14 protein-coding genes are annotated in these 14,488 nt (G+C 61.7%); 10 read left to right on the forward strand and 4 right to left on the reverse strand.

The window, feature by feature from the left end:
- The first annotated feature begins 2 nt into the window (after nucleotides 1-2).
- Both cydB and cydX read left to right on the forward strand, forming a co-directional pair.
- A complete protein-coding gene (gene cydB, locus PARACOCCUSGL_RS0115745) occupies nucleotides 3-1,154 on the forward strand; it encodes a cytochrome d ubiquinol oxidase subunit II (protein WP_010398593.1) in 1,152 nt (383 codons plus the stop codon).
- Nucleotides 1,155-1,165: 11 nt separating this feature from the next.
- Nucleotides 1,166-1,297 carry a cytochrome bd-I oxidase subunit CydX gene (gene cydX, locus PARACOCCUSGL_RS0115750; RefSeq protein WP_010398596.1) on the forward strand — a complete coding sequence of 44 codons (132 nt, stop codon included), beginning with the start codon at nucleotides 1,166-1,168 and terminating at the stop codon, nucleotides 1,295-1,297.
- A 431-nt stretch (nucleotides 1,298-1,728) separates the two neighbouring features.
- Here cydX and PARACOCCUSGL_RS0115755 read toward each other — a convergent pair whose 3' ends face one another.
- The 3 genes from PARACOCCUSGL_RS0115755 to PARACOCCUSGL_RS0115765 form a co-directional block, all read right to left on the reverse strand.
- Nucleotides 1,729-2,229, reverse strand: coding sequence for an acetone carboxylase subunit gamma (locus PARACOCCUSGL_RS0115755; protein ID WP_010398599.1), 501 nt, complete (start codon nucleotides 2,227-2,229; stop codon nucleotides 1,729-1,731).
- Nucleotides 2,230-2,281: 52 nt separating this feature from the next.
- The gene (locus PARACOCCUSGL_RS0115760; protein WP_010398600.1) at nucleotides 2,282-4,519 is read right to left on the reverse strand and encodes a hydantoinase B/oxoprolinase family protein; all 2,238 of its coding nucleotides are present in this window, start codon (nucleotides 4,517-4,519) and stop codon (nucleotides 2,282-2,284) included.
- 123 nt (nucleotides 4,520-4,642) lie between these two features.
- Nucleotides 4,643-6,000 (reverse strand): IS3 family transposase gene (locus PARACOCCUSGL_RS0115765; RefSeq protein ID WP_138918367.1). Its coding sequence is split into 2 segments (ribosomal slippage): nucleotides 4,643-5,658 and nucleotides 5,658-6,000, totalling 1,359 coding nucleotides; the frame shifts between segments, so codons are not numbered across the junction.
- Nucleotides 6,001-6,142: 142 nt separating this feature from the next.
- On the opposite strand from PARACOCCUSGL_RS0115765, the gene PARACOCCUSGL_RS21580 reads away from it, so the two are divergent.
- Nucleotides 6,143-6,352 carry a hypothetical protein gene (locus PARACOCCUSGL_RS21580; RefSeq protein WP_202796792.1) on the forward strand — a complete coding sequence of 70 codons (210 nt, stop codon included), beginning with the start codon at nucleotides 6,143-6,145 and terminating at the stop codon, nucleotides 6,350-6,352.
- Between the two features lie 2 nt (nucleotides 6,353-6,354).
- A complete protein-coding gene (locus PARACOCCUSGL_RS21585; protein ID WP_083825847.1) occupies nucleotides 6,355-6,579 on the forward strand; it encodes a hypothetical protein in 225 nt (74 codons plus the stop codon).
- 90 nt (nucleotides 6,580-6,669) lie between these two features.
- Here PARACOCCUSGL_RS21585 and PARACOCCUSGL_RS20730 read toward each other — a convergent pair whose 3' ends face one another.
- Entirely contained in the window at nucleotides 6,670-7,131 is a 462-nt protein-coding gene (locus tag PARACOCCUSGL_RS20730; protein ID WP_010398608.1) for a cytochrome c, read from the reverse strand.
- A 94-nt stretch (nucleotides 7,132-7,225) separates the two neighbouring features.
- Between PARACOCCUSGL_RS20730 and PARACOCCUSGL_RS0115785 the strand changes: the two genes are divergently transcribed.
- The 6 genes from PARACOCCUSGL_RS0115785 to PARACOCCUSGL_RS0115815 all read left to right on the forward strand — a co-directional run bounded on the left by PARACOCCUSGL_RS0115785 (nucleotide 7,226) and on the right by PARACOCCUSGL_RS0115815 (nucleotide 14,471).
- Nucleotides 7,226-7,606: a hypothetical protein gene (locus PARACOCCUSGL_RS0115785; RefSeq protein WP_237701541.1), complete on the forward strand. Its 381-nt coding sequence runs from the start codon at nucleotides 7,226-7,228 to the stop codon at nucleotides 7,604-7,606.
- A gap of 74 nt (nucleotides 7,607-7,680) precedes the next feature.
- Nucleotides 7,681-9,189, forward strand: coding sequence for a multicopper oxidase family protein (locus PARACOCCUSGL_RS0115790; protein WP_010398612.1), 1,509 nt, complete (start codon nucleotides 7,681-7,683; stop codon nucleotides 9,187-9,189).
- Between the two features lie 57 nt (nucleotides 9,190-9,246).
- The gene (locus PARACOCCUSGL_RS0115795; RefSeq protein ID WP_010398614.1) at nucleotides 9,247-10,218 is read left to right on the forward strand and encodes a cation diffusion facilitator family transporter; all 972 of its coding nucleotides are present in this window, start codon (nucleotides 9,247-9,249) and stop codon (nucleotides 10,216-10,218) included.
- Nucleotides 10,219-10,316: 98 nt separating this feature from the next.
- The gene (locus PARACOCCUSGL_RS0115800) at nucleotides 10,317-12,722 is read left to right on the forward strand and encodes a heavy metal translocating P-type ATPase (protein WP_029372449.1); all 2,406 of its coding nucleotides are present in this window, start codon (nucleotides 10,317-10,319) and stop codon (nucleotides 12,720-12,722) included.
- A 50-nt stretch (nucleotides 12,723-12,772) separates the two neighbouring features.
- The gene (locus PARACOCCUSGL_RS0115805) at nucleotides 12,773-13,261 is read left to right on the forward strand and encodes a DUF411 domain-containing protein (protein WP_010398620.1); all 489 of its coding nucleotides are present in this window, start codon (nucleotides 12,773-12,775) and stop codon (nucleotides 13,259-13,261) included.
- An 835-nt stretch (nucleotides 13,262-14,096) separates the two neighbouring features.
- Nucleotides 14,097-14,471 carry a cytochrome c gene (locus PARACOCCUSGL_RS0115815; protein ID WP_010398622.1) on the forward strand — a complete coding sequence of 125 codons (375 nt, stop codon included), beginning with the start codon at nucleotides 14,097-14,099 and terminating at the stop codon, nucleotides 14,469-14,471.
- Nucleotides 14,472-14,488: the final 17 nt, after the last annotated feature.

A 14,488-nucleotide genomic window follows, 5' to 3' on the forward strand; every position in this document is an offset into this window, starting at 1 on the left:
CCATGATCCTGCATGAACTCATCGACTACGGCACGTTGCGCGTCATCTGGTGGCTGCTGCTCGGCGTATTGCTGATCGGCTTTGCCGTGATGGACGGCTTCGACCTTGGGGTGGGGATGCTTTTGCCCTTCGCCGGCAAGACCGATATGGAACGGCGCATCGTCATCAACACCATCGGCCCGGTCTGGGAGGGCAACCAGGTCTGGCTGATCCTCGGCGGCGGGGCGATCTTTGCCGCCTGGCCGCCGCTTTATGCGGTCAGTTTCTCGGGCTTCTACCTTGCGATGTTTGCTATCCTCGCCGCGCTGATCCTGCGCCCGGTCGGGTTCAAGTATCGCTCGAAACGCGAAGGCCCACGCTGGCGGAGGAACTGGGACTGGGCGCTGTTCGTAGGTGGCTTCGTCCCGGCGCTGATCTTCGGTGTCGCTGTCGGCAATGTGCTGCAAGGGGTGCCGTTCCGGCTCGGCTCCGACCTGCGGATCTTCTATGACGGCAGCTTCTTCGGCCTCCTGAACCCCTTCGCGTTGCTGTGCGGCCTGTTGTCGGTTGCCATGCTGGCGATGCACGGGGCGAACTGGCTGGTGCTGAAATCCTCGGGGGCGGTTGCGGCCCGGGCGCGGGTCTTCGCCAGGATCGCGGCCCTTGCGACCATCGGGCTCTATGCGCTTGGCGGGCTGGCCCTTTGGCTCTTTGTCGATGGTTACCGCATCACCAGCGTGATCGACCCGTCCGGCCCGTCCAACCCGCTGGCAAAAACCGTTGAGAACTCGGCAGGCGGCTGGTTTGCGAACTATGCCGCCCATCCCTGGATGCTGTTGGCCCCCGCCCTTGGCTTCGTCGGCGCGCTTCTGGTGCTGTTGGGGCTGCGCTCGGGACGCGAGATCGGAACGCTGCTGTTCTCGAAGCTTTCGATCTTCGGGATCATCTCGTCGGTCGGGCTGTCGATGTTTCCGTTCATCCTGCCCTCGACGGTGCAGCCCGGGGCCAGCCTGACAGTCTGGGACGCATCCTCCAGCCATCTGACGCTCTTCATCATGCTCTTTGTCACCGTGATCTTCCTGCCTCTGATCGCCGCTTATACCGCCTGGGCCTACAAACTGCTGTGGGGAAAGGTGGACGAGGACGACATTAACGGCGGTGGTCACGCTTACTGAAAGGAAAAGGAATGTGGTATTTTGCTTGGATCCTCGGCCTACCCCTGGCCGTCTGCTTTGCCGTCTTGAACGCGATGTGGTTCGAGATTCTGGAGGGCAATGATCACAGCAACAGCGCATCGCACCCCGATAAGCCCACCTAGACGTGATATGCCCTGTCTCGACCTCGCGCGGAAGATGGGTCGGGCAACCGGGATGGCCAATAATCTGCCTGCTAGAAAATAGAAAAGGCCGCCCAAGGGCGGCCTAAGCGATTGATCACACGTCGATTTCGAGTGAATTATGACAGAAGTGGTTGCGGGGGCGCGATCTGCGAACTATTTCGCAATGTCAAAGGTAATCATCCCGCCCTGCTCCGCGAAAGCAGCCTGAAGCCTTGCGCGCAAAGCACGCTCAACTGCGTGCCTTGCTGCACACATGAGAGGAACGATTCTGTTCGCCGGCCCCTGCGGTCTTGCAGTGATTGCCTGCAATACGCCGGTCCCCTCCGGCGGTCGCGTGCGTTGTACGAGAGATACATCGAAACTGGCGGCGGCCCGTATTGAGACCGCCGCCAGATGTTGACGGGTCGGCCTCAGGCGCGTTCGGGCAGTTTCATGCCCAGCCAGTCCTGATAGAAAGTGTCAATATCGGGTTCGAAATCGTGGATGACCGGATACCACGGCGTCGGGGCCTCGACATCCAGCAGGTCGCCCGACAGCGGGCAGTAATATTCGCGGATCACCTGCCAACTGCTGGTCGGCGTCATCAGCCGCGGGTAAAGTTCCTCCATCTCGGCTTGCGTTTCACGCACATGCATCACGGCGTGCAGCTTCCAGTTTTCGCGCCAGTCGCAGAACTCATGCCCGGCGATGCTTTTGATGACCCATTTATTATCCGCCTTGCGCTGGACGATGAACAGTTTCGGACCAAGCGGCAGGATGATCCGGTCATCCCAGGGCACGCTTTCCTGCAGAACCTCCAGATAGATTTCAAAGCGTTCGCGGTCCTTGGGGGTCGAAAGCATGGTGTGCAGCGTGTCGCGGTCGATCGTGCCGTCCACCAGATCCTTGATCTTAGATTTCGTGTAAGCCATTGGTTTTCCTCCTGATCAAAGAAGGGGCCGCCGCTTGGGCGGCCCGCTGCACTTATTCGTCCACGAATTTGACGGTCTTGACGTCCGGCAGTTCCGAGATGTCCATGGAGTATTCGCGGCCATAGGACGGGATCGGAAGATCGGCCTCCATCAGTTTCCAGTCCTCGGGCAGATCCCAGAACTTGCGGAAGCTTTGCTCGAACTTGGGCCCTAGCTTGAAGCTGGCCGCGAACATCTGCTGGACATGCAGCCCGGCATCCTTGGCCAGGATCCGTTCGCGTTCCTTGGCCATCCAGTCGCGGGTCGGCACGGCACGGGCCAGCCGCTGCTTGCGGATTTCGGCCCGGCGCGCATCGGTTGCGGCCTGATCGACGCCGAACAGCCCATCCGCGCCCTTGACCAGCTTGACGCCATAGACCGAATTCGCAAAGCGCTCGATCAGATAGCCGCCATTCACATCGTCGGCCACGCTTTGCGGGACACGATCCAGCGGATCGCCAAAGCCCGGACCACCGCGCATATAGTTCAGGTAGAGGTCGTAATCCTTGAACATTGCTTCGGTGGTGATGGCCTGCTTGTCGCGCTTGATCAGCGCATCGGGCAGCAGTCCGTCCCAGACCGGGTTTTCGGGGTCCTTGTCACCGCCATGGGGAATTTCGCCGCCATTGGCGATGATTTCCTTCAGGTTGGTGTCATGGGCCTCGAACCGATAGCCCGATGCCGCCGGGTAACCGCCCATCAGACCCCAATCCGAGGTGATATGGCCGTTGCCCATGAAGAACATCGTCCAGTCCTTGGCGTTCCAGACCATGCGCAGCGACTGGAAGCCGCAGCCGCCGCGATATTTGCCCGCGCCGCCCGAGGATGCCTTGATCTCGCGGCCCAGATAGACCAGCGGCTCGGCCAGTTCCCAGATCTCCATGTCGCCCATGTCGCCTTCCGGGTTCCAGATGGCGGCAGCATGGCTGATCCCGTCCTTATGGGCGCTGGCGCCCACCCCGTTTGCGGCACATTCGAACGAGTTGACGGCGTGAACCTCATCAAACTGGTTGAAGCCACCGCCTTGCAGCCAGTTCGAGGTATTGGCGTTGCCCGCGTTCACCTCTTCCAGATAGCCGCGCCCGAAATAGGACCGCGACAGCCCGCGCCACAGCGAGGTCCAGGAGCTGACCAGGAAGTGCCACGAGTAACTGAACGCCACCCGCCGGTCATCGGGGTTCATCCAGGTGCCTTTCGGCAGCCGGAATTCGGTCCCGTAAGCCGCGCCATCGTTGATCATCTCGGTCGGGATCAGCGATTGCGTCATCATCACCCAGATGCCTGAGGTAAAGCTGACCGCATGGGCGTTGTAGGTATGCCAGCCCCACCGGCTTGATCCCTCGAAATCCAGCCGCCATGTCGCATCCGGGCGGATGGTGATTTCCGAAGGCGTGTGCATGATCGTGTCCACCTTCGCGAAATCCGAAGGCACGCGGACATCTTCATGCGCATAGGGCACATCGACGAAACCGACCTGGCGATAGGTGCCGGGAATGGTCATCGCCTTGATGCGGGCTTGCAGGCCGACGCGGCCATGCTCGATCGCTTCATAGGCGAATTTCATATAGTTCTCGATGCCCTCATCGGCGATCACCTGCTCGACCAGATCACGGATCATGTGGCAGCCGGCGATGCGGGTGCGTTCGTCCAGCATCCAATAGCGCGTGGTCCGCACCGAACGCTGGCTTTCATGCAGCCAGTCGCGCAGCAGCGTGTCATTGACCCCGATCTTGCGGCAGGTGATCTGATAGCCGTCACCAAAACGCTGGATCTGGCCGGTGGACATCGAGCCGGGGCCCACCGATCCGGTGTCGATCACATGGGTCACGCCACCAACCCAGCCGATCAGCTCGCCTTCATGGAAGATGGGAACGATGGTGTGAATGTCGCAGGTATGAACGTTGCCGATCAGGTTGTCGTTGTTGCAGAAGATATCCTTGTCATTGATGCCGGGGTTCGATTCCCAGTCGTTTTCGATCATGTATTTGATCGCCGCGCCCATGGTGCCGACATGGATGATGATGCCGGTCGAGGTCAGGATCGCATCGCCCGCCGCGTTATAGAGCGTAAAGCACAATTCGCCTTCCTGCTCGACGATAGGGCTGGCCGCGATCTTTTTCGCCGTTTCGCGGGCATCCACGACCCCGGCCCGAAGGCGCGAGAACAGCTTGTTATACATGATGGGCTGGCTGTCGCGCAGCTCCATCTTTTCGATGCCGGCGTAATGGCCGGTGCGCTTGGTGGCCTCCATCAGCCGGTCGCGGTGCTGTTTCAGGGTTTCGCCACCACGGACGATCCCCTTGTCCGTCGTCGAATGATTTGGAACAGGTAGCGTGATTTTGGTCTGGAGGGCTCCGGCTCTGCTTTTTCGAGGTTATGCTGCTTGGCGCTGATGGATCAAGCGCCGGTTTTGGATGGTCAGTTTCTTGATCTTCTCCCTTCGTGCCAGGATTGCCGGGCCGCGTCCAAAGTAGACGTCGGCGGGTGTCAGATTGCAGAGGCTTTCGTGGTATCGGTGGTGGTTGTAATGATCGACGAAGGCGGCGATGGCGGCCTCAAGTTCGCCCTCCAGATAGTAGTTTTCCAGAAGGATGCGGTTCTTGAGGGTTTGGTGCCAGCGCTCGATCTTGCCCTGCGTCTGGGGATGATTGGGCGCACCGCGGACGTGATCCATGCCGTGGTTGCCGAGGTATTTGGCCAGATCGTCTGCGATGTAACAGGGGCCGTTATCGCTGAGCAGCCGCGGCTTGTGCAGCACGGCGGCGCAGTCACACCCTGATGCGGCCAGAGCAATGTCCAGTGTGGCGCTGACATCATCCGCCCCCATATTGGTGCAGAGCTTCCAGCCCACGATGTAACGCGAGAAGTCGTCGAGGACCGTGGACAGATAGAACCAACCCCAACCGATCACCTTGAGATAGGTGAAGTCGGTCTGCCACATCTGGTTCGGCCTGGTGGTCTTGTCCCTGAACTCGTCTGCCGCCTTGACCACCACATAGGCGGGGCTGGTGATCAGGTCGTAGGACTTGAGCAGCCGATAGACGGAAGCCTCTGACACAAAATATTTTTTCGTGTCAGTGAAGCGAACCGCCAATTCCCGCGGGGACAAATCCGGCTCAACGAGCGCCAGGTCCACGATCTGATCCCGCACGGGGTCCGCGATGCGGTTCCAGAGCTTGGATGGCCGTGATGGGCGGTCTTCCAGCCCTTCAGGGCCATGCTCGACGTAGCGATCATACCAGCGGTAGAAGGTCGTGGGCGGCACCCCGATCTGGGCCAGGGTCCGGCGTACTGGAAGGTGGGATTGCTCGATGATGCGGATGATCTCAAGCTTCTCGGAAGCAGGGTATCTCATTCGTGGTCGCCCCCAGCCCCGGTCATGTTTTTTTTGAGGATGCGGTTCTCCAGAGTCAGATCAGCCACAACTTCCTTGAGGGCCAGAGACTCGGCACGCAGGTCCTTTACCTCCGTGCCGGTTGCCTGGCGGGCGGTATCCCCGGCCAAGCGTTTCTTCCCGGCCTCGAGAAACTCCTTCGACCAGCTGTAATACAGGCTCTGCGCGATGCCCTCGCGGCGGCACAGCTCCGCAATGCTGTCGTCGCCGCGAAGCCCAGCCAGGACAATGCGGATCTTCTCTTCCGCGCTGTGGACCTTGCGGGTTGCCCGGCGGATGTCTTTAACGGCCTTCTCCGCCTCGGCTTTCGTCGTCACGGGTTTCGCTGGCGCGGTCATTCGGTTCTTGCTCATCTTCGCTCCATGAAGGCTACGATGAGCCAGAAACCCTCCCTTCCGCAATATCGCTGAACTGTCCCATCGGCGCTGACGTCAGACAGAAGAGCTTGAACGGAAGGCGCGCGAACTCAAGGAGATGAGTATGACGCTCAAGCACCTTGCCAATAACTGTCGGGGCAATGCTCGACCAGACTGCCCGATCATCGACGAGCTGGCGACCAATGTCGGCGTCGAGGCCAGCCCTTCAAGCAACCGTCATCATTTTGACGCGACGGGGAACAGATTCGAGCACACGAGGTCCGTCGTTTCGGCGAAGGTAAAACTGAGCAGCCACGGAGCCAGGGAGCGATAGCCATGACCCTTGCCGGCGAAATTCTGCACCTGTTCAAACGGGCATGTTCGGATGGCGACATGGAAGTTGCCGAGAAGCTTTTGCAGGCCCTTGAATTGATTGATACGCGACGGCATGGCGCCGCATCTTCTTACAAGCCGTTGTCTCAAGCTTATCTGGCTATCGACGAACTTCCCGCGCCTCCGAGAAATGTCAGCGGCCTCATTAAGTCATCATCCGTTCAGTGAGATCCAAGGGTGGATGAGCCGGAAAACGGGACGGGCCAATGCCGACTTCGCAGGTCAACAACTGCCCGCGTGGGCGGTGGACTCCGAAACTCAGTGGCGGCGTGAAACTTCCTCCTGGTATCCGAGCTCTCGTTCCGGCCAGGTACTCTTGATAAAAGCGAGGACAGACTGAATCTCTGCATCGGTCAGAACATCGGCAAAGCCGGGCATGTCGCTTTCGTAGTTGCCCCCGACGACGGCTGCGGTGCCTTCCTTGACGATGCGGAACAGGAGTTCATCGGCGTGGTGCCATGTGTGGCCACTCTCATCATGGGGAGGCGCCGGCAGCCGGCCGGAGGGAAGGGGCGATTTCCAGTCAGGCTGTCCCTCCAGATCCGCACCGTGGCAGGAGGCGCATTGGGCCGTGTAAACCTGCCGGCCTTGTTCGATGATTTCCGCAGATGCCGCGGCAGTGGATGCGCTACGTGCCTGATGCCAGCCAGCAAGGAGCGCGAGGAGCACCCCTCCGAGCAGTAAGCCGGGCCACAGAATATTGCGGAACTCTTTTCGCATAATTTGTATGATTGGTGGTAAGGAATTTTAGTTGGCTGCATGTCGAGGTTGAATATCTGCCAGAGGTATGATGCCACAGGCAATGGACATTCCCGTGACCAGCGCCTATCTTTCCGGCATGTTCGCGCGCTTCGTCACCATGCTTGCTGTCCTCGCGATCACCGTCATCACGACGGTGACGTCTGCGCATGCGGCGCGCTTGAGCGCGGAGCCGGATCACTCGGTGCATGTCGCCGAGATGATGCACGCTGTGGCCGGTAGCGAAAATCCTTGTGAGGGCGACCAGCGCTGTGGAGCAGGTGACGTCGCAAGCTGTGCGCTGCTTTGCACCGGTCTTTCGGTCTTCCTGACCTTGCCCGGCGAGGGCTCTGGCAGCGATTACGGGCCTGTCAGCCATGCCCTGCCCGCTGATGCCATCCTTGCCAGCCGCGCACCCGGACTGAACGAACGACCTCCCAAACTCCGTCTCCTCTGATCACGTGCCCGGGCTGCGGCCTGCGGCGCCCATCGGCTTTGAAGAACGGGACTAACTGTCCCGAGGAGACGACCATGAATACCATTTCACGACGCGGCTTTCTTGCCGCTGGCGCAGCCATGCTGGCCTCTGCGCATTTGCCCCGAATCGCGTCGGCGCAGGGCATCGCCCCGCTGCCCTTGCACGCCGCCAGCCGGGTGCTGGACATCGACGGTCGCGCCGCCACCGTTTGGGGCCTTGCCGGCCCGGCCGGACAGGGCTTGACGCTCGACCCCGGCGCGCGGTTCCGGGTGGATCTGCGCAACGATCTCGATGTTGAAACGCTGATCCACTGGCACGGCCAGATCCCGCCCAACGCACAGGATGGCGTGCCCGACATGCCCTTGCCTATGCTCGCACCCGGCGAGACGCGCGCCTATGACTTTGCACCGCTGCCCGGCACCTACTGGATGCACGCACATGTGCCGCTGCACGAAATGCGCCTTCTGGCAGCACCGCTGATCGTGCGCAGCGCCGAGGATATCAGCGCCGACCGGCAGGAAGTAGTGCTGTTCCTGCATGACTTCTCGTTCAAGGCACCCGAGGACGTGATGGCCGAGATCCTCGACGGCCATGGGACGGCAGACGGCCATGGAGGCGGCCAAGGCGCGGGCATGGGCGGCATGGCGGGTATGGATCATGGCGCCATGGGGAACATGCCGATGGAAGGCATGGATCACGGCGCCATGGGCGGCATGATGGGGATGGGTGCCATGGACGGCATGGCGATGGACCTCAATGACTACGACTGGGACGCCTATCTTGCCAATGACCGCACGCTGTCGGACCCCGAGGTGGTGCAGGTCGAGCGCGGTGGGCGCGTCCGCCTGCGGGTGATCAATGCCGCCGCGGCGACGGTGTTCTGGATCGAGACTGGCGAGGCGCAGGCGCGACTTGTCGCGGTGGACGGACATGCGGTTCAGCCGGTTCCTGGCACGCGCTTCGGCCTGGCCATGGGCCAGCGGCTCGATCTGGAGATCGACCTGCCGAACGAGGGCGGCGCTTGGCCGATCCTGGCGCTGCGGGAAGGCGCGCGTGAGCGCACCGGCCTGATCCTTGCCACGCAGGGCGCCGAAATCCGGCGCATCGATGCCGTGGTTGAAGCGGAAGCCCCCGCCTTCGACACCGATCTGGCGCAGGAGTCGCGTCTGCTCGCGGCGGAGGCGCTGCCGGATCGGCCGGTGGACCGCAGCCATATGGTGATGCTGGGCGGCTCGATGCAGCCCTATGTCTGGACGATCGACGGAGCCGTCTGGGGCCAGCATCGCCCGATAGCCGCGCGCAGCGGTGAGCGGGTAGTGCTGTCCTTTCACAACATGTCGATGATGGGTCACCCGATGCATCTGCACGGGCATGTCTTCCAGGTCGTCGGGCTGAACGGACGTGCGGTCGCGGGCGCGCGGCGCGACACGGTCTATGTGCCGCCGATGTCGATGGTCGATGTGGCGCTCGACGCCGGCGAGGCGGCGCGCTGGATGCTGCATTGCCACCACATGCCGCATCTCGAAACTGGCATGATGACCGAATTCGCGGTCAGCGCATAGGCCAGGCAGAGAACGCCGGAATCCGGCGTTCTCCTTCAGCAGCAAGGAGGTGGACTCATGTCGATGTCTCATGGCGGCCATGCCGGTCACGTGCCCGCGGGCGGCGACCGCAAGATACTTGTCATCTCGGGTTGGCTCACCGGGCTTTATTTTATAGTCGAACTCGGCATCGGCATTTGGACAGGCTCAGTCGCCGTCATTTCCGATGCCTTCCACACCTTCTCGGCCGTGGGCGGCGTGCTTATCGCGCTGGTCGCGCTGCGCCTGACTGAGCGGAAATCCAGCCCGGCGCGCACCTTCGGCTATGTCCGGGCCGAAATTCTTGGTGCCCTTTTCAACGGCCTGTTTCTCATCGTGATGGCTCTTGTAGTGCTGTGGATGGGTGCGATGCGCCTCATGGAGCCAATCGAACTGGCCACGACGCCAATGCTGTTCGCCGCTGCGGGCGGGATCGCCACCGAGCTTGTTGCGCTCTGGTTACTCTACGAACGCCAGAAGGGCAACCTGAACATGCGCGGCGCCTACTGGCACATCCTGCAGACCTTCGTCGGCAGCTTCCTGATCATCATCTCGGCGCTGGTGATCCGGTTTACGGGCTTCCTTGCCATCGACCCGCTGCTTGGCATGGCCTTCGGGCTAGTGCTGCTATGGGCTTCCTGGGGCATTCTGCGCGAGGCATTGCATATCCTGTTGCAAGGCACGCCGGAAGACCTCGACCTCGAAGCCGCTATCGAGGCCATCCGAGGGTTGGAGGGGGTTACCGATGTGCATCACGTCCATGCGTGGAGCCTGACATCCGGGCGGAATGTCTTCTCGAGCCACATTTGCGTGCGGGACTGGCAGGACGGCGAACGGGTGCTGCGGCAAGCGAACAATCTCCTGCGCGAGCGATTCAACATCTACTTCTCAACGTTGCAGATCGAGGAATATTGCCTCGACGGTGACGAGACAGCAGCCGACATCGATATCATGCAGTCACATACCGGGCCAGAACAGAGCAACGTTCGAAACATTCACGGTAATCACTGACTCCCGTTTTCCCGATCACCTCTTGACCTTCCAACGATTGGAACGCGCAGAACAGGTGAAACGTAAGCTCAGGATGAAAACGCCGAGGAGGCGTGAAAATGACCAGAAAGACAGAACACGATCACGAGAAGCATCCGCACGATCATTCGGCCCACGGGCATGTGCACGATCATGTGCATGACCACACGGCTGTCGCGCAGGACGCAGCCCACAAGGTTAAGGACCCGGTCTGCGGCATGATGGTCGATCCACATACGACCGAGCACAAGGCTGAACATGCCTGTCGGCCCTATTACTTCTGCTCGGCTGGGTGCCGAACAAAGTTCCTGGCCGATCCGGAACGGTATCTCGATCCAGAATCTGCGGCAGAGAAGACCGCGCCGATTCCCGAGGGGACGATCTACACCTGCCCGATGCACCCAGAGATTCGGCAGGTCGGCCCCGGATCATGCCCGATTTGCGGAATGGCGCTGGAGCCGGTGCTGGTCAGCCTCGACGCCGGACCGAACGAGGAACTGATCGACATGACGCGTCGGTTCTGGATCGGCCTCGCTCTGACGATCCCGGTGTTCATCCTCGAGATGGGCGGGCACCTGTTTGGGCTGACGCATGTCATCGGTCAGCAGGCGTCGAACTGGTGGCAATTGATTCTAGCGACCCCGGTCGTTCTCTGGGCGGGTTGGCCGTTCTTTCAGCGCGGCTGGCAGTCGCTGGTCAACCGCAGCCTCAACATGTTCACCCTGATCGCCATGGGCACCGGCACGGCATGGCTCTACAGCATCGTTGCCACATTCGCGCCTGACATCTTCCCGGATGCGTTCCGGCAAGCCGACGGCTCGGTCGCGGTCTATTTCGAGGCGGCGGCGGTCATCACCGTACTTGTTCTGCTCGGACAGGTGCTGGAATTGCGTGCGCGCGAAAGCACCAGCGGCGCGATCCGTGCGCTGCTCGACCTTGCCCCCAAGACCGCCCGGATCATTCGTGACGACGGCAGCGAGGAGGAGGCGCAGCTCGACGCCGTCCAAGTCGGCGACCGCCTGCGGGTCCGGCCCGGCGAGAAAGTACCGGTGGATGGCGAGGTGCTGGAAGGCCGCAGCGCCGTGGACGAGTCGATGGTGACAGGTGAGTCGATGCCGGTGACCAAGGAAGTCGGTTCCACGGCCATTGGTGGCACCATGAACCAGTCGGGGGCGCTGGTGATCGAGGCGAAGAAGGTCGGCCGCGACACCATGCTGTCCCAGATCGTCCAGCTCGTCGCCGAGGCGCAGCGCAGCCGTGCCCCGATCCAGCGGCTTGCCGACCAGGTGTCGGGCTGGTTCGTGCCGGCGGTGATCGTGGTCGCGGTCCTTGCCTTCATCGTGTGGTCGATTTGGGGGCCGGAGCCGCGCTTCTCTTTCGGTCTGATCGCGGCGGTATCGGTCCTGATCATCGCCTGTCCCTGCGCGCTGGGGCTAGCGACGCCGATGTCGATCATGGTCGGCGTCGGCCGCGGCGCACAGGCGGGCGTTCTAATCAAGAACGCCGAGGCGTTGGAGCATATGGAGAAGGTCGACACCATCATCGTCGACAAGACCGGCACGCTGACCGAGGGCCGGCCCGCCGTCACTGCCATTGTGCCGGCGCCGGGCTTCACCAAGGAGGAGGCGCTGCGGCTGGCCGCCAGCGTCGAACGCGCCAGCGAGCATCCGCTGGCGCTGGCCATCGTGCGCGCTGCCGAGGAGCGCGGGATCGCGATGGCGCCGGTTGTGGATTTCGACTCGCCCACAGGCAAGGGCGCGATCGGGGTGGTGGATGGCAAGCGCATTCCGCTGGGCAATGCGAAATTCCTTGCCGAGCAGGGCGTCGATGTCGCGCCGCTGGCCGAGGAGGCCGACCGGCTGCGCGAGGACGGCGCGACCGCAATCTTCATGGGCGTGGATGACCGCGTCGCCGCGATTTTCGCCATCGCCGATCCGGTCAAGCCATCGACGCCCGAGGCCCTAGCCGCGCTGAAGGCGCAAGGCATCCGGGTTGTCATGCTGACCGGCGACAACTGGACCACCGCGAAGGCCGTCGCCCGCCAGCTCGGCATCGACGAGGTCGAAGCGGAGGTTCTGCCCGATCAGAAGAGCGCGGTCGTGCAGCGGCACAAGGCGGCGGGCGAAGTGGTGGCAATGGCGGGTGACGGCGTCAACGACGCGCCGGCACTGGCTGCGGCCGATGTGGGCATCGCCATGGGCACCGGCACCGATGTGGCGATGGAAAGCGCCGGTGTCACCCTGCTCAAAGGCGATCTGACTGGCATCGTGCGTGCCCGGCGACTTTCGAAAGCGGTGATGGGCAACATCCGTCAGAACCTGTTCTTCGCCTTCATCTACAACGCGTTGGGCGTGCCGGTTGCGGCCGGGCTGCTATATCCGTTCTTCGGAATCCTCTTGTCGCCGATCATCGCCGCCGCCGCCATGGCACTGTCATCGGTCAGCGTGATCGCCAATGCGGCGCGACTGCGAGGGGTGAAACTGTGAGGGCGACAAAACGACGGCGAGACAATGAAATCCACGATCGAGGTTTGACGATGCAAAGCGATCTCACCATCAGCCGACGCGTCCTTTTGGCGGCTGCCGGCGCGTTTCCTCTAGCTTTGTCCTTGTCCGGCTACCTGCGGGCTGAGACGCTGCCGCTGGTCAAGGTCACCAAGGACCCCAATTGTGGCTGCTGCGACGGCTGGTCCGACCATATCAAGGCGGCGGGGTTTCCGGTGCGCGTGATCGAATCTGACGATGTGTTCAACCTGAAACAGCAACTGGGTGTACCAGCCGACCTTGTCTCTTGCCATACCGCCGAGGTGGACGGATATGTGATCGAAGGCCATGTCCCGGCAGCCGCCGTGCGTCGCTTGCTGGCCGAGCGGCCAAAGGCCATCGGCCTTGCGGTGCCGGGCATGCCGGCTGGTTCACCTGGCATGGACTTCCCCGGTGTAGAGCCGGAGCCGTATGAGGTGCTGCTGTTCAACGCTTCCGGCCGCAACGTGTTTTTGCGTTTTCTCGGCGCGCAGGAGGTTTGATCGGAGTCAGCACATGATCGTTCAACTCATGACCGGCCTACTGTTAGACCATGCTCCAGCGTGTCCCGTCCGAGTGGGCCTCAGCGTGAACGGGCGTGCCCAAGTGGCGTTTCGATTGCCAAGCGACTGGTTGCGACATCTGTCGACGGCGCTCCTGCTGCTCGCTGTCAGCGCCTTTTTTCTGCAGCCACTGGCGCATGCGGGCCCGAGCGGACGCTCTGCCCATCACGATGTCGCCATTACTACAATGGCGCAGCCTTGCGCCTATACCCATTCGTCTGACTACGGGCACGAAGCCTCCATCAAACACTGCGAACAGGACAATACGGTATCGGGCGTGGTCGACTGCTGTCTGACCTGTCTAGTCGCCGCCATTACTCCCGAGAGCCAGTCGCTGACTCCTCATGCAAGCAGCGAACATCTGCGTCTCCTAGTTCCGAACCATATCGGGCGAGTTCTTCCAGGCATCCTGAGACCTCCACGTCTGAACACATCGGCGTAGGCGCGTATGACTGAGGGCGGGCTTTGGCCCTGGGTCCCTCAGTCGACCGGCTATTCAGACGACCACGGGCGTCTGCGTCGATTAATGACGCCGGCCCTCCGGTATCAAGGGATAAAAACAATGAAACGAACTGCACTCGCCCTTTCGCCAGTGTTGCTGGCAGGCTGCCTGATTGCGCTGGCGCAAGCCGAGTAACGACACTCACCGCATCGTTCATTGGCCGTCGAACTGACTGCATCGCGAACCTGGGTGCCGGGTTTCCCCAGCGCCAAGGCGATCGAGGCCTCCTCCTAAAATCTCTTCATCCCCGTGAGCAAATCAGAGGAAGACATCATGCGAACTTTCATACTCGTGGCGATTACCGTGATCGCGACAGGCAGTGCCTGGTGGCTCTGGAGCCAGCCCGATGCTGCAAGCCCGGCGGAAGAGGGCCAGGCTCTTGCTGCTGTAACTCTGCCGGCCACACTGTCACCCGAGGCCGAAGCCGGTCAGCAAATATTTGCCGCCAACTGCGCTTCCTGCCACGGCACGAACGCTGAAGGGCGGGCGGGAACCGCACCTCCGCTCATCCACAAAATCTATGAGCCGGGTCATCACAGCGACATGGCTTTCGTCTTGGCAGCACGCAACGGGGTGCGCGCCCATCACTGGCGCTTCGGAAACATGCCCCCGGTGCCGGGACTCACGGATGCGGACCTAGGTGTTTGATCCCACGGTTTGATGGT

It is taken from the genome of Paracoccus sp. TRP (assembly GCF_000185925.1).
GTDB classification, from domain to species: Bacteria; Pseudomonadota; Alphaproteobacteria; order Rhodobacterales; family Rhodobacteraceae; genus Paracoccus; species Paracoccus kondratievae.

Coding starts and splice junctions, on each gene's coding strand:
- cydB (WP_010398593.1), top strand. CDS start 3: ATGATCCTGCATGAACTCATCGACTACGGCACGTTGCGCGTCATCTGG.
- cydX (WP_010398596.1), top strand. CDS start 1,166: ATGTGGTATTTTGCTTGGATCCTCGGCCTACCCCTGGCCGTCTGCTTT.
- PARACOCCUSGL_RS0115755 (WP_010398599.1), bottom strand. CDS start 2,229: ATGGCTTACACGAAATCTAAGATCAAGGATCTGGTGGACGGCACGATC.
- PARACOCCUSGL_RS0115760 (WP_010398600.1), bottom strand. CDS start 4,519: ATGGAGGCCACCAAGCGCACCGGCCATTACGCCGGCATCGAAAAGATG.
- PARACOCCUSGL_RS21580 (WP_202796792.1), top strand. CDS start 6,143: ATGACGCTCAAGCACCTTGCCAATAACTGTCGGGGCAATGCTCGACCA.
- PARACOCCUSGL_RS21585 (WP_083825847.1), top strand. CDS start 6,355: ATGACCCTTGCCGGCGAAATTCTGCACCTGTTCAAACGGGCATGTTCG.
- PARACOCCUSGL_RS20730 (WP_010398608.1), bottom strand. CDS start 7,131: ATGCGAAAAGAGTTCCGCAATATTCTGTGGCCCGGCTTACTGCTCGGA.
- PARACOCCUSGL_RS0115790 (WP_010398612.1), top strand. CDS start 7,681: ATGAATACCATTTCACGACGCGGCTTTCTTGCCGCTGGCGCAGCCATG.
- PARACOCCUSGL_RS0115795 (WP_010398614.1), top strand. CDS start 9,247: ATGTCGATGTCTCATGGCGGCCATGCCGGTCACGTGCCCGCGGGCGGC.
- PARACOCCUSGL_RS0115800 (WP_029372449.1), top strand. CDS start 10,317: ATGACCAGAAAGACAGAACACGATCACGAGAAGCATCCGCACGATCAT.
- PARACOCCUSGL_RS0115805 (WP_010398620.1), top strand. CDS start 12,773: ATGCAAAGCGATCTCACCATCAGCCGACGCGTCCTTTTGGCGGCTGCC.
- PARACOCCUSGL_RS0115815 (WP_010398622.1), top strand. CDS start 14,097: ATGCGAACTTTCATACTCGTGGCGATTACCGTGATCGCGACAGGCAGT.